Here is a 13685-nt window from a genome sequence, read left to right as displayed (position 1 = left end):
GTCTCAACCTCTCCCAGCCCTGCCTTTCTTCACGTGATCAGGGAGGAGGTATGCACGGATCCATGACTACAAGCCAGCATGGCACGTTCTACCGCTGCGCCGAGTTGAGCTATCGCCTGCTCTGTGTGCTCATTCATTGGCAAACCATAATTCAGGCGCAAGCAGTTGCGATACTTACCCGAGGCCGAAAACAGCGAGCCGACGGCAACCTGCATGTTCAGCTCACGCAATTCGGTATTGAGCCTGACCGCGTCAAATGCCTCTGGCAATTCAATCCACATCAGGAAACTGCCCTGCGGACGCGACACACAAATCCCACACGGAAAGTAGTGGCGTACCCAGCAGCTAAAGGTTTCATAATTGCGTTGATACACCTGACGCATGCGCCGCAAATGCGGCAGATAATGACCAAGACGAATAAACTCGGCGACCGCATGTTGCGGCTGGGTGGCCGTCGATCCGGTGCTGATATATTTCATATGCAGCACGCGATCGCGATAGCGTCCCGGCGCCACCCAACCGACACGCAGCCCCGGCGCCAGCGTCTTGGAGAAGGAACTGCACAGCAATACCCGTCCATCGTGATCCAATGACTTAAGGGTAACCGGACGCGGATACTCCCACGCCAGCTCGCCGTACACATCGTCTTCAATAATCGCGGCATCGAAACGCTGTGCCAGCGTCACCAGCGCACGTTTGCGAGATTCCGGCATGATAAAGCCCAGCGGATTATTGCAGTTTGGCACCACCACCACCGCTTTAATCGGCCACTGTTCGAACGCAAGTTCCAGCGCTTCCAGGCTGATGCCGGTAACCGAATCGGTAGGAATCTCAATGGCGCGAATGCCGAAGCCGCGCAGAGTTTGCATGGTGCCGTGGAAAGTCGGCGACTCCACCGCAATGATGTCACCAGCCTGACATATCGCACGAATCGAGATCGACAACGCTTCATGGCAGCCGGTGGTGATCACGATATCGTCTGCCGTGAGCTGACAACCGCTGTCGATCGTCAGGCGCGCAACCTGTTCGCGCAGTGCCGCGACACCCAGCAAACTGTCATAGTTGAGCTGATCGATATCCTGCTTCTGCGCCATACGGCTTTGAATTTTCCACAGCGGTTTCAACGTGGGCTGGGTCAGATCAGGCATACCGCTGCCGAGTTGCAACACATCGTTATTAGTTCGGCTGCTGAGCAACTCCAGCACCGATTCCCACTGCGTGATTTCCACCGGACGCTGTGCAGGTCGGGTGATGGCCGGCATCGGCGGCGTCGCTTTGCGTGTTGCAACGAAATATCCGGAACGTGGCTGCGGCACAATCAGCTGTTTCTCTTCCAGCAGATGATATGCCTGCTGAACGGTGCTGATACTCACGCCGTGTTCAAGACTCAGCGTGCGCACCGACGGCAAGCGCTCGCCGCTGCGGTACAGCCCTTGCTCTATACGATCCGAAAGCAAACATGCTAAATGTTGGTAGCGCGTCATCGTATGCCTCACTCAGCCATCAATCATAATAAACCAGTACAGATAGACCTCATTATTACCATTCAGATCCACCTTAAGGCAATCTGTATGTTAAAGATAAGTGTTTTTTGCGTCTGTATCATAATGCGTGGGAATAAGACAATGCTTCTCAGGCAACCTACTGAGGGCAAGGATTATGGAATTCGATCAAAACCGCGCGGCTAAACCTTTTGATGTCACTTTACTGGATATCTTCCGCGGCGTAGTGCGTATGGTTAAACACTGGAAAGCACGGCGTGAAACTCACCGCATCCTGTCAAAACTGAGTGATAACCAGCTGCGTGATATCGGACTGACACGCGAAGATGTCTGCCGCAAGTTCTGACAAAATGAAGACGAAAAAAAACCCTGCCGAAGCAGGGTTTTTTATTGGTCAGCTTTAGCAGACGAATTACTCGTCGTCGCTTCCGCCCAGACCGGCGTTCAGCAATTCTGCCAGGCTTGCAGAGGCTTCATCCGCAGTAACCTGCGGTGCAACCGGTGCTTCGCCCGCAGAGCGGCGACGCATACGATCCTGGTGATAAGCATAACCGGTACCGGCTGGGATCAGACGACCCACGATGACGTTCTCTTTCAGGCCGCGCAGTTCATCACGCTTACCTGCAACTGCTGCTTCGGTCAGGACACGCGTGGTCTCCTGGAACGATGCTGCAGAGATGAACGATTCGGTTGCCAGTGACGCTTTGGTGATACCCAGCAGATCGCGCATGAATGTTGCGCCGATTTTGCCATTCGCTTCAAGTTCACGGTTAGAGATCTTGATGCGTGAGTATTCAGCCTGCTCACCTTCCAGGAAGTCGGTGCTTCCCACGCTCGAGATGGTTGCTTTACGCAGCATCTGACGAACGATGACTTCGATGTGTTTATCGTTAATCTTAACGCCTTGCAGACGGTAAACTTCCTGCACTTCGTTAGTGATGTAACGGGTCACAGCATGGACGCCACGCAGACGCAGGATGTCGTGCGGAGACTCTGGGCCGTCAGATACGACGTCACCACGTTCTACGCGCTCACCTTCGAATACGTTAAGCTGACGCCATTTTGGAATCATCTCTTCGTACGGATCGCTACCATCAACCGGCGTAATCACCAGACGACGCTTACCTTTGGTCTCTTTACCGAAGGAGATGATACCGCTGATCTCTGCCAGGATTGCTGGCTCTTTCGGACGACGCGCTTCGAACAAGTCAGCAACGCGCGGCAGACCACCGGTAATATCCTTGGTACCGCCAGATTCCTGCGGAACACGCGACAGCGTGTCACCGGCACTGATCTTAACGCCATCTTCCAGCTGAACAATTGCTTTGCCCGGCAGGAAGTACTGTGCTGGCATGTCGGTACCTGGAATCAAAACATCATTTCCGTTGGCATCAACAATTTTCAGCGCAGGACGCAGATCTTTACCACCCGCAGTACGTTCTGCAGAATCCAGAACCACCAGCGATGACAGACCGGTTAAGTCGTCAGTCTGACGCGTAATGGTCTGACCGTCGATCATGTCAGTGAAGCGAATGAAACCGCCCACTTCGGTGATGACCGGCATGGTATGCGGATCCCAGTTTGCTACGGTTTCGCCCGCGGCAACCTGCTCGCCATCACCTTTAGCCATGACCGCACCGTAAGGTACTTTATAGCTCTCTTTGGTACGACCGAACTCGTCGATCATCTTCAGCTCAACGTTACGTGAAACGATAACCAGTTTCCCTGAGGAGTTGGTTACAGACTTCGCGTTGGTCAGCTTGATAGTACCTTTGTTCTTCACCTGGATGCTGGATTCAGCAGCCGCACGAGATGCCGCACCACCGATGTGGAACGTACGCATCGTCAGCTGTGTACCCGGCTCACCGATGGACTGTGCTGCGATAACACCGATGGCCTCACCTTTGTTGATGATGTGACCACGTGCCAGATCGCGACCGTAGCAGTGTGCACACACACCGAAGTCGGTTTCACAGCCAACAACCGAGCGCACTTTGATCGCATCGACTGAATTCAGTTCGATCACATCACACCAGTGTTCATCGATCAGGGTGTTACGCGGGATCAGGATGTCCGCAGTGCCTGGCTTCAGAACGTCTTCAGCCGTTACACGACCCAGTACACGCTCACGCAGCGGCTCTTTAACGTCGCCACCTTCGATGACTGGAGTCATCATGATGCCTTCGAACGTGCCGCAGTCATCTTCGGTAACAACCAGATCCTGCGCTACGTCGACCAGACGACGCGTCAGATAACCGGAGTTAGCAGTTTTCAGTGCGGTATCCGCCAGACCTTTACGCGCACCGTGCGTGGAGATGAAGTACTGGAGTACGTTCAGACCTTCACGGAAGTTCGCGGTGATCGGCGTTTCGATGATTGAGCCATCTGGCTTAGCCATCAGACCACGCATACCGGCCAGCTGACGAATCTGTGCAGCAGAACCACGCGCACCGGAGTCGGCCATCATGTAGATGCTGTTGAACGATACCTGCTGCTCTTCTTCGCCATCACGGTTGATCACGGTTTCAGTTTGCAGGTTATCCATCATCGCTTTGGAAACACGTTCGTTAGCGGCGGCCCAAATATCGATAACTTTGTTGTAACGTTCGCCAGCAGTTACCAGACCAGACTGGAACTGTTCCTGAATCTCAGCAACTTCCGCTTCCGCTTCGGCTACGATTTCCGCTTTCTTCGCTGGGATGACCATGTCGTCGATACCTACAGAGGCACCTGAACGGGCTGCGTAAGCAAAACCGGTGTACATAGTTTGGTCAGCAAAGATAACGGTCGGCTTCAGACCAAGAATGCGGTAACAGGTGTTCAGCATCTTGGAAATGGCTTTCTTACCCAGCGCCTGGTTGACGATGGAGTAAGGCAGGCCTTTCGGAACGATCATCCACAGAATCGCACGACCAATGGTGGTGTCGATAATGCTGGTTTTCGCAACGAACTCTTCCTGCTCGTTCTTGGTGTATTCAGTGATACGCACTTTAACGCGTGCATGCAGCTCGGCCAGGCCAGCGCGATAAACACGCTCAGCTTCTTTCGGGCCAGTCAGCACCATGCCTTCGCCTTTGGCGTTCACTTTGTCGCGGGTCATGTAGTACAGACCCAAAACAACGTCCTGTGAAGGAACGATGATTGGCTCGCCGTTCGCTGGTGACAGAATGTTGTTGGTCGACATCATCAGCGCACGCGCTTCCAGCTGGGCTTCCAGCGTCAGCGGTACGTGAACAGCCATCTGGTCACCATCGAAGTCGGCGTTATATGCCGCACAAACCAGCGGGTGCAGCTGGATCGCTTTACCTTCGATCAGAACCGGTTCAAACGCCTGGATACCCAAACGGTGCAGAGTTGGTGCACGGTTCAGCAGTACCGGGTGTTCGCGGATCACTTCGTCCAGGATATCCCAAACGACAGCCTCTTCGCGCTCAACCATTTTCTTAGCGGCTTTGATGGTGGTGGCCAGGCCACGCAGTTCCAACTTGCCGTAGATGAACGGTTTGAACAGCTCAAGAGCCATTTTCTTCGGCAGACCGCACTGATGCAGACGCAGGTATGGACCAACGGTGATAACTGAACGGCCAGAGTAGTCAACACGTTTACCCAACAGGTTCTGACGGAAACGACCCTGCTTACCTTTGATCATGTCTGCCAGAGATTTCAGCGGACGCTTGTTCGAGCCAGTGATGGCGCGACCGCGACGGCCGTTATCCAGCAGTGCATCAACCGCTTCCTGCAACATACGTTTTTCGTTACGTACGATGATATCTGGCGCAGCCAGATCCAGCAGGCGTTTCAGACGGTTATTACGGTTGATCACGCGACGATACAGATCGTTCAGATCCGACGTTGCGAAACGACCACCGTCCAGCGGTACCAGCGGGCGCAGATCTGGCGGCAGAACCGGCAGAACGGTCAGGATCATCCACTCTGGCTTGTTACCAGACTGAACGAACGCTTCCAGCAGCTTGATACGCTTGGTCAGCTTTTTACGTTTGGTCTCGGAGTTGGTCTCGTTCAGCTCTTCACGCAGCTGCTCGCACTCTTGCTCCAGATCCATGTTTTTCAGCAGCGCCTGGATCGCTTCCGCACCCATCTTCGCGTCGAATTCGTCACCGAACTCTTCCAGCGCGTCAAGGTACTGCTCTTCCGTCAGAATCTGACGTTTTTCCAGGTTGGTCATGCCGCCTTCGATAACCACATAAGATTCGAAGTACAGCACGCGCTCGATATCACGCAGTGGCATATCCAGCAGTAAGCCGATACGCGAAGGCAGTGATTTCAGGAACCAAATGTGCGCAGTCGGTGAAGCCAGCTCAATGTGGCCCATGCGCTCACGACGTACTTTGGTCTGTGTAACTTCAACGCCACACTTCTCACAGATCACGCCGCGATGTTTTAAACGCTTGTACTTACCGCACAGGCATTCGTAGTCTTTTACCGGTCCAAAAATACGGGCACAGAAAAGACCGTCACGCTCAGGCTTGAAGGTACGGTAGTTAATGGTTTCCGGCTTTTTAACTTCACCAAAAGACCATGAACGGATCATGTCTGGCGAGGCCAGAGCAATTTTGATCGCATCAAACTCTTCGGTCTTAGTTTGCGCTTTCAGAAACTTAAGTAAGTCTTTCACGGATTAGCTCCCGTCGGAGTGGAACTCTCAGGGACGCGCACCCGAAGTGCACGTCCCGTAACCAGTACTTGCGAGTACTTACTCGTCTTCCAGCTCGATGTTGATACCCAGCGAGCGAATCTCTTTCAACAGTACGTTGAAGGATTCCGGCATGCCCGGTTCCATCTGATGGTTACCGTCGACGATGTTTTTATACATCTTCGTACGGCCGTTAACGTCATCAGATTTAACGGTAAGCATTTCCTGCAGGGTATACGCGGCACCGTATGCTTCCAGTGCCCACACTTCCATCTCACCGAAGCGCTGTCCACCGAACTGCGCTTTACCACCCAGCGGCTGCTGAGTAACCAAGCTGTAAGAACCGGTAGAACGTGCGTGCATCTTGTCGTCAACCAGGTGGTTCAGTTTCAGCATGTACATGTAACCTACGGTTACCTGACGCTCAAACTGCTCACCGGTACGGCCGTCGAACAGGGTGATCTGACCGGAAGAAGGCAATCCGCCGAGCTGCAGCAGCTCTTTGATTTCGCTCTCTTTCGCACCGTCAAACACCGGAGTCGCGATTGGCATACCCTTCTTCAGGTTCTCTGCCAGACGCAGTACTTCGTCATCTGTAAAGGTGTTCAGGTCAACTTTCTGACGCACATCAGTGCCCAGATCGTAAGCACGCTGGATGAACTCACGCAGTTTGGAGACTTCTTCCTGCTTCTTCAGCATCGCATTGATTTTTTCACCAATGCCTTTAGCCGCCATACCGAGGTGAGTTTCCAGAATCTGACCGATGTTCATACGCGATGGTACGCCCAGCGGGTTCAGTACGATGTCGACCGGCGTACCGTTCTCATCGTAAGGCATGTCTTCGATAGGGTTGATCTTCGAGATAACACCCTTGTTTCCGTGACGACCTGCCATCTTGTCACCAGGCTGAATCTGACGTTTAACGGCCAGATACACCTTAACGATTTTCAGCACGCCTGGTGCCAGATCATCGCCTTGGGTGATCTTGCGACGCTTAGCTTCAAGTTTCTTCTCAAACTCGTGCTTCAGTTCGTCGTACTGCTCAGCCAGCTGCTCCAGAGAGTTCTGCTTCTCTTCGTCAGTCAGGCCCAGCTCCAGCCAGCGCTCACGTGGCAGTTTGTCCAGCTTCTCAGCTTCAACACCACCCGAGATCAGTACTGCCTGGATACGGCCAAACAGGCCAGCTTCGAAGATCTGCAGTTCTTCAGACAGGTCTTTCTTAACCTGCTTCAGCTGCATCTCTTCGATTTCCAGCGCGCGCTTGTCTTTTTCCACGCCATCGCGAGTGAAGACCTGCACGTCAATAACAGTACCGGATACGCCGTTCGGAACGCGCAGTGACGAATCTTTTACGTCAGAGGCTTTTTCACCGAAGATCGCACGCAGCAGTTTCTCTTCTGGCGTCAGCTGGGTTTCACCTTTCGGTGTTACCTTACCAACCAGAATGTCGCCACCGGTCACTTCCGCACCGATGTACACAATGCCGGATTCATCCAGTTTAGAAAGCGCAGCTTCACCCACGTTCGGGATATCAGCGGTGATCTCTTCTGGCCCCAGCTTGGTGTCGCGAGACACACATGCCAGTTCCTGGATGTGGATAGTGGTGAAACGGTCTTCCTGAACCACACGCTCGGATACGAGGATGGAGTCTTCGAAGTTGTAACCGTTCCATGGCATGAACGCCACGCGCATATTCTGACCCAGCGCCAGTTCACCGAGGTCGGTAGACGGGCCATCTGCCAGCACGTCGCCACGCTCAATCGGCTCACCCAGATTGACACACGGCATCTGGTTGATGCAGGTGTTCTGGTTAGAACGGGTGTACTTGGTCAGGTTGTAGATGTCGATACCCGCTTCGCCCGGATACATCTCTTCTTCGTTAACTTTGATAACGATACGAGAAGCATCAACGTACTGAACGGTACCACCACGTTTCGCGACAGCAGTTACACCGGAGTCAACCGCTACTGCGCGTTCCATACCGGTACCAACCAGCGGCTTATCAGCACGCAGAGTTGGAACCGCCTGACGTTGCATGTTCGCACCCATCAAGGCGCGGTTAGCATCATCGTGCTCCAGGAACGGAATCAGTGAAGCACCGACAGAAACCACCTGTTGGGTGGAAACGTCCATGTAGTCAACCTGATCGCGGCTGAACAGGCTTGACTCACCCTTGCTACGGCAGGTGACGAGATCGTCAACAAAGCTGCCATCTTCTGCGAGGTTGGTGTTTGCCTGAGCGATAACGTAGTTACCCTCTTCAATTGCAGAGAGGTAATGAATTTCATCACTCACTTTACCGTCAACAACGCGGCGATACGGGGTTTCAAGGAAACCGTATTCGTTAGTCTGCGCGTAAACCGAGAGTGAGTTGATCAGACCGATGTTTGGGCCTTCTGGGGTTTCGATAGGACATACACGACCGTAGTGGGTTGGGTGTACGTCACGTACTTCGAAGCCGGCGCGCTCACGGGTCAGACCGCCTGGGCCCAGAGCAGAGATACGACGTTTGTGCGTAATCTCGGACAATGGGTTGTTCTGATCCATAAACTGGGACAGCTGGCTTGAACCGAAGAACTCTTTCACCGCCGCCGAAATCGGCTTAGCGTTGATCATGTCCTGAGGCATCAGCGTATCGAGGTCGCCCAGAGACAGACGCTCTTTAACTGCACGCTCAACACGCACCAGACCCACACGGAACTGGTTTTCTGCCATTTCGCCAACAGAACGAATACGACGGTTACCGAGGTGATCGATATCATCCACTTCACCGATACCGTTACGGATACCGATAAGCTTTTTCATCACTTCGATGATGTCGTCTTTGCTCAGGATACCTGAACCTTCGATCTCATCACGCAGCAGAGAACGGTTGAACTTCATACGGCCAACCGCAGAAAGATCGTAACGATCTTCAGAGAAGAACAGGTTCTCGAACAGGTTTTCAGCAGCTTCACGCGTTGGTGGCTCACCAGGACGCATCATGCGGTAGATCTCAACCAGCGCGCTTAAACGATCGTTGGTTGGGTCTACACGCAGAGTCTCGGAGATGTACGCACCGTGATCCAGGTCGTTGGTGAACAGCGTTTCAATGCGCTTGTGGCCTGACTGGCTCAGTTTCGCCAGCAGATCCAGTGACAATTCCATGTTTGCAGGAACGATCAGCTCGCCGGTGTTCAGATCGACGTAGTCTTTAGCAACCACTTTGCCAGCAATGTATTCAACTGGCACTTCGATGTGCTGAATGTTGTCTTTTTCCAGCTGACGGATGTGGCGCGCAGTGATGCGACGACCTTTCTCAACGTAGACCGTGCCATTTGCTTCGATATCGAAGGAGGCGGTTTCACCACGCAGGCGCTCAGGCACCAGTTCCATCTGCAGTTTGTTATCGCGGATTTCATAAACGACTTTATCAAAGAACAGATCAAGGATTTGTTCTGAAGTGAAGTTTAACGCGCGCAGAATGATACTGGCCGGCAGCTTACGACGACGGTCAATACGGACGAAGAGGTTGTCTTTCGGGTCAAACTCGAAATCGAGCCATGAACCGCGGTAAGGGATGATACGTGCGTTATACAGCACTTTACCGGAAGAGTGCGTTTTACCCTTATCGCTGTCGAAGAACACGCCAGGACTACGGTGCAGCTGAGAAACGATAACACGCTCAGTACCATTGATAACAAAGGTACCATTGTCCGTCATGAGTGGAATCTCACCCATGTAGACTTCTTGTTCTTTAATGTCTTTTACGGTGCCTTCCGGCGCTTCGCGCTCGTAGATCACCAGACGCAGTTTCACGCGCAGCGGTGCCGAATAGGTCACGCCACGGATCTGACATTCAGTTACGTCAAAGACAGGCTCACCCAAACGGTAGCTGACATACTGCAACTCAGAGTTGCCGCTGTAGCTTGAGATTGGGAATACGGAGCGGAAGGCTGCTTCCAGACCGTACTGGCCTTCTGGATCTTGCTCGATGAACTTCTGGAACGAGTCAAGCTGGATAGAAAGGAGATAAGGTATGTCCAAAACTTGTGGACGTTTACCAAAATCCTTACGAATACGTTTTTTCTCGGTATAGGAGTAAACCATGGGGTTCCTCAGCTAGCTGACATGTCGAACCACGCTGTCCGTCCTGAAAAGGACAGTTCATGCAACACTATTTTTTGTTTTTCATGCGATGCGCAGCACCCCATGCAATACATCTTTCTATCACTCTTAAATCATTTCATCGCCGTTGTTCAGGCAGGGAACCTTCGCAGGAGAGCGATATATTAAGGCGTCGATAGAAAAAGATATTGAAGAGGCATGATGGACAAACAGTGCGAAACGCCATCATTCCCCTGTAGCGCAAAAAGGCTGGTGACCTAAACAGTCACCAGCCATCAGCCTAATGTTACTCAGGCTGCAACCCGAAGGTTGTCTTACTTAACTTCAACTTCAGCGCCAGCTTCTTTCAGAGCAGCTTCAAGAGCGGCTGCGTCTTCTTTGCTGATGCCTTCTTTGATAGTACCGGTAGCTTCAACCAGGTCTTTAGCTTCTTTCAAGCCCAGGCCAGTTGCAGTACGTACTGCTTTGATTACTGCGACTTTGTTAGCGCCAACAGCTTTCAGAATTACGTCGAATTCAGTTTTCTCTTCAACAGCTTCAGCTGGGCCAGCAGCAACAGCTACAGCGGCAGCAGCAGAAACGCCGAATTTTTCTTCCATAGCAGAAACCAGCTCAACTACTTCCATTACGGACATAGCGGCAACAGCTTCCAGAATTTGGTCTTTAGTGATAGACATATCGATTGTTCCTAAAAATCAGAAAAAGTTTATACGGTAGCAAGCACGAAGGAAAAGAATTTGGCCTTAAGCCGCTTCTTTTGCATCGCGCACAGCAGCCAGAGTACGGACCAGTTTGCCAGCAGCGGCTTCTTTCATGGTCGACATCAGACGTGCCAGTGCTTCTTCGTAAGTCGGCAGAGTTGCCAGACGGTCAATATTGGCCGCCGTGATCAGCTCACCTTCAAAGGCTGCAGCTTTGACCTCAAATTTTGCATTCGCTTTAGCGAAATCTTTGAACAAACGAGCGGCAGCGCCCGGGTGTTCCAAAGAGTATGCAATCAGGGTCGGACCAACAAACGTGTCTTTCAGGCACTCGAAAGGAGTACCTTCAACGACGCGGCGCAGCAGGGTGTTACGAACAACACGCATGTAAACGCCAGCTTCACGACCTGCTTTACGCAGTTCGGTCATTTTATCAACGGTCACGCCACGGGAATCCGCAACAACCGCTGAAAGCGCGCCTTTGGCTACTTCGCTAACTTCAGCAACAATCGCTTGTTTGCCTTGAAGATTTAATGCCATTAGCTTTTGCTCCTGGATTGACCGGGAATAATTTCCCGGAACTCACTTCACTTATTCACCCGAAGGCGATAAGCGCTATTACACGGTGAGCAGAATCCAGCGAAGAAATAATTCTTTTTGGTTCTGTCACCGTCTACGCAGGGTATTAAGCAAGATATCCGAAAATATTCTGCTCCTGCGGTCTCGGACGGAGGCCAGGATAAGGCCTGGCTCCAACCTAAGCGACTGAACAACCAAGTGTTTAGACTTTGTCACTCACTCGCTTTGAATCTGGGTTCTGAATTGTGCAAACAACCAGAACAACGGGCGTAAGATTCTAGATGAATTTTTCGCCCGTTACAAGCAGCAATTAGTTTGCTGATGCACTCAGACCAGCCTGGTCAACGGCAACGCCGGCGCCCATGGTGGTAGAGATGCTGACTTTCTTGATGTACACGCCTTTCGCCTGTGATGGTTTAGCTTTTTTCAGCGCAACCAGCAAAGATTCCAGGTTTTCTTTCAATTTGTCAGTGTCAAAATCCACTTTACCGATGGTGGTGTGGATGATGCCGTTTTTGTCGTTACGATAACGAACCTGACCTGCTTTAGCATTTTTAACTGCTTCAGCAACGTTCGGCGTTACAGTACCAACTTTCGGGTTTGGCATCAGACCGCGTGGGCCCAGAACCTGGCCCAACTGGCCAACAACGCGCATTGCATCTGGAGATGCGATTACAACGTCAAAGTTCATTTCGCCTTTTTTGATCTGCTCAGCCAGGTCTTCCATACCAACCAGTTCTGCGCCAGCTGCTTTAGCAGCTTCAGCGTTTGCACCTTGGGTGAAGACGGCAACACGTACTGAACGACCAGTACCGTGTGGCAGAACGGTCGCACCGCGCACGTTCTGATCAGATTTACGTGCATCGATGCCGAGGTTAACGGCAACGTCAACGCTTTCTACGAACTTGGCAGTAGCCAGTTCTTTCAGCAGAGCAACAGCTTCGTTAATGTCGTACTGCTTAGTAGCATCAACTTTGTCACGGATTACGCTCATGCGCTTGGTCAGCTTAGCCATTTCTTAATCCTCTACTACCAGGCCCATGGAACGAGCAGTACCTTCGATAGAGCGAGTCATCGCTTCTACGTCAGAACCAGTCATGTCCGCAGCTTTAGTTTCTGCGATTTCACGTACCTGAGCACGGGAAACTTTACCGACTTTGTCTTTGTTCGGCTTACCAGAACCAGACTTGATGCCCGCTGCTTTTTTCAGCAGTACGGCAGCCGGAGGCGTTTTGGTAACGAAGGTGAAAGAACGGTCACTGTATACGGTGATAACAACAGGAGTAGGCAGGCCTTTCTCCAGGGATTCAGTCTTAGCGTTGAACGCTTTGCAGAATTCCATAATGTTAACACCCTGCTGACCCAGTGCTGGACCAACAGGTGGACTTGGGTTAGCCATACCAGCTGCAACTTGCAACTTAACGTAGGCTTGTACTTTCTTGGCCATGATAATTCCTCAATTGGGTTATAACGCCTGAAAAACAGGCTCCCCGTGATAACGATTTATATGCCGTTGCGGGCACATAAAAACAAAAGGCGCGAAATTATAGGTAAATTTCGCGCCTTCCGCAAGAGCTAAAAAGTGAACAGAAGGGTTAACCTTTCTCCACCTGAGCGAAGTCGAGTTCCACTGGCGTTGCACGGCCAAAGATGGAAACGGACACTTTCAGGCGGCTCTTCTCGTAGTCCACTTCTTCGACCACTCCGTTGAAGTCGGCAAACGGGCCGTCGCTGACGCGTACCATCTCGCCTGGCTCGAACAGCGTTTTTGGACGCGGCTTATCACCCACCTGCTGCAGGCGGTTCATAATCGCATCAACTTCTTTATCACTGATTGGCGCAGGACGGTCGGAAGTACCACCGATAAAGCCCATTACACGCGGTACACTGCGTACTAAGTGCCAGCTGGCGTCATTCATTACCATCTGAACCAATACGTAGCCAGGGAAGAATTTACGTTCGCTTTTGCGACGCTGGCCGCCACGGATTTCGACGACTTCTTCAGTCGGCACCATGACTTCGCCAAAAAGCTCTTCCATGTTGTGCAGTTTGATATGCTCGTGCAGCGATTTCGCTACGCGGGCTTCAAAACCAGAGAACGCCTGAACGACGTACCAGCGTTTTTTTGGAGCTTCAGACATC

General features: G+C 52.1%; 9 protein-coding genes. 1 reads left to right on the top strand and 8 read right to left on the bottom strand.

The window, feature by feature from the left end:
* Window positions 1-29: 29 nt before the first annotated feature.
* A complete protein-coding gene (locus ACYAC5_RS01295) occupies window positions 30-1484 on the bottom strand; it encodes an aminotransferase-like domain-containing protein (protein ID WP_312464701.1) in 1455 nt (484 codons plus the stop codon).
* A gap of 175 nt (window positions 1485-1659) precedes the next feature.
* On the opposite strand from ACYAC5_RS01295, the gene ACYAC5_RS01290 reads away from it, so the two are divergent.
* Complete coding sequence (locus tag ACYAC5_RS01290; RefSeq protein ID WP_309836353.1) at window positions 1660-1848, top strand: DUF1127 domain-containing protein; 189 nt, start codon at window positions 1660-1662, stop codon at window positions 1846-1848.
* Between the two features lie 66 nt (window positions 1849-1914).
* Here the strand turns inward: ACYAC5_RS01290 and rpoC are convergent, their stop codons facing one another.
* The 7 genes from rpoC to nusG form a co-directional block, all read right to left on the bottom strand.
* The gene (rpoC, locus tag ACYAC5_RS01285) at window positions 1915-6138 is read right to left on the bottom strand and encodes a DNA-directed RNA polymerase subunit beta' (RefSeq protein WP_101763019.1); all 4224 of its coding nucleotides are present in this window, start codon (window positions 6136-6138) and stop codon (window positions 1915-1917) included.
* A 78-nt stretch (window positions 6139-6216) separates the two neighbouring features.
* Window positions 6217-10245, bottom strand: coding sequence for a DNA-directed RNA polymerase subunit beta (gene rpoB, locus ACYAC5_RS01280; protein ID WP_008108400.1), 4029 nt, complete (start codon window positions 10243-10245; stop codon window positions 6217-6219).
* Between the two features lie 332 nt (window positions 10246-10577).
* Window positions 10578-10940 carry a 50S ribosomal protein L7/L12 gene (gene rplL / locus ACYAC5_RS01275; RefSeq protein WP_462062279.1) on the bottom strand — a complete coding sequence of 121 codons (363 nt, stop codon included), beginning with the start codon at window positions 10938-10940 and terminating at the stop codon, window positions 10578-10580.
* 66 nt (window positions 10941-11006) lie between these two features.
* Window positions 11007-11504: a 50S ribosomal protein L10 gene (rplJ, locus tag ACYAC5_RS01270; protein WP_007886294.1), complete on the bottom strand. Its 498-nt coding sequence runs from the start codon at window positions 11502-11504 to the stop codon at window positions 11007-11009.
* A 349-nt stretch (window positions 11505-11853) separates the two neighbouring features.
* Window positions 11854-12558, bottom strand: a complete 705-nt coding sequence (gene rplA / locus ACYAC5_RS01265; RefSeq protein WP_007886296.1) for a 50S ribosomal protein L1 — start codon at window positions 12556-12558, stop codon at window positions 11854-11856.
* Between the two features lie 3 nt (window positions 12559-12561).
* Window positions 12562-12990: a 50S ribosomal protein L11 gene (gene rplK, locus ACYAC5_RS01260; RefSeq protein WP_007886298.1), complete on the bottom strand. Its 429-nt coding sequence runs from the start codon at window positions 12988-12990 to the stop codon at window positions 12562-12564.
* Between the two features lie 148 nt (window positions 12991-13138).
* Window positions 13139-13684, bottom strand: a complete 546-nt coding sequence (gene nusG, locus ACYAC5_RS01255; RefSeq protein WP_007886300.1) for a transcription termination/antitermination protein NusG — start codon at window positions 13682-13684, stop codon at window positions 13139-13141.
* Between the last annotated feature and the right edge of the window lies 1 nt (window position 13685).

Source organism: Pantoea sp. y20 (assembly GCF_054903455.1).
This window is presented reverse-complemented; position numbering and strand designations above follow the sequence as displayed.

What these genes read in the sequence shown, in the direction of transcription:
- rplK (WP_007886298.1), bottom strand. Translation starts at nt 12,990, where the DNA reads ATGGCCAAGAAAGTACAAGCCTACGTTAAGTTGCAAGTTGCAGCTGGT.
- nusG (WP_007886300.1), bottom strand. Translation starts at nt 13,684, where the DNA reads ATGTCTGAAGCTCCAAAAAAACGCTGGTACGTCGTTCAGGCGTTCTCT.
- rplJ (WP_007886294.1), bottom strand. Translation starts at nt 11,504, where the DNA reads ATGGCATTAAATCTTCAAGGCAAACAAGCGATTGTTGCTGAAGTTAGC.
- rpoB (WP_008108400.1), bottom strand. Translation starts at nt 10,245, where the DNA reads ATGGTTTACTCCTATACCGAGAAAAAACGTATTCGTAAGGATTTTGGT.
- rplL (WP_462062279.1), bottom strand. Translation starts at nt 10,940, where the DNA reads ATGTCTATCACTAAAGACCAAATTCTGGAAGCTGTTGCCGCTATGTCC.
- rplA (WP_007886296.1), bottom strand. Translation starts at nt 12,558, where the DNA reads ATGGCTAAGCTGACCAAGCGCATGAGCGTAATCCGTGACAAAGTTGAT.
- ACYAC5_RS01295 (WP_312464701.1), bottom strand. Translation starts at nt 1,484, where the DNA reads ATGACGCGCTACCAACATTTAGCATGTTTGCTTTCGGATCGTATAGAG.
- ACYAC5_RS01290 (WP_309836353.1), top strand. Translation starts at nt 1,660, where the DNA reads ATGGAATTCGATCAAAACCGCGCGGCTAAACCTTTTGATGTCACTTTA.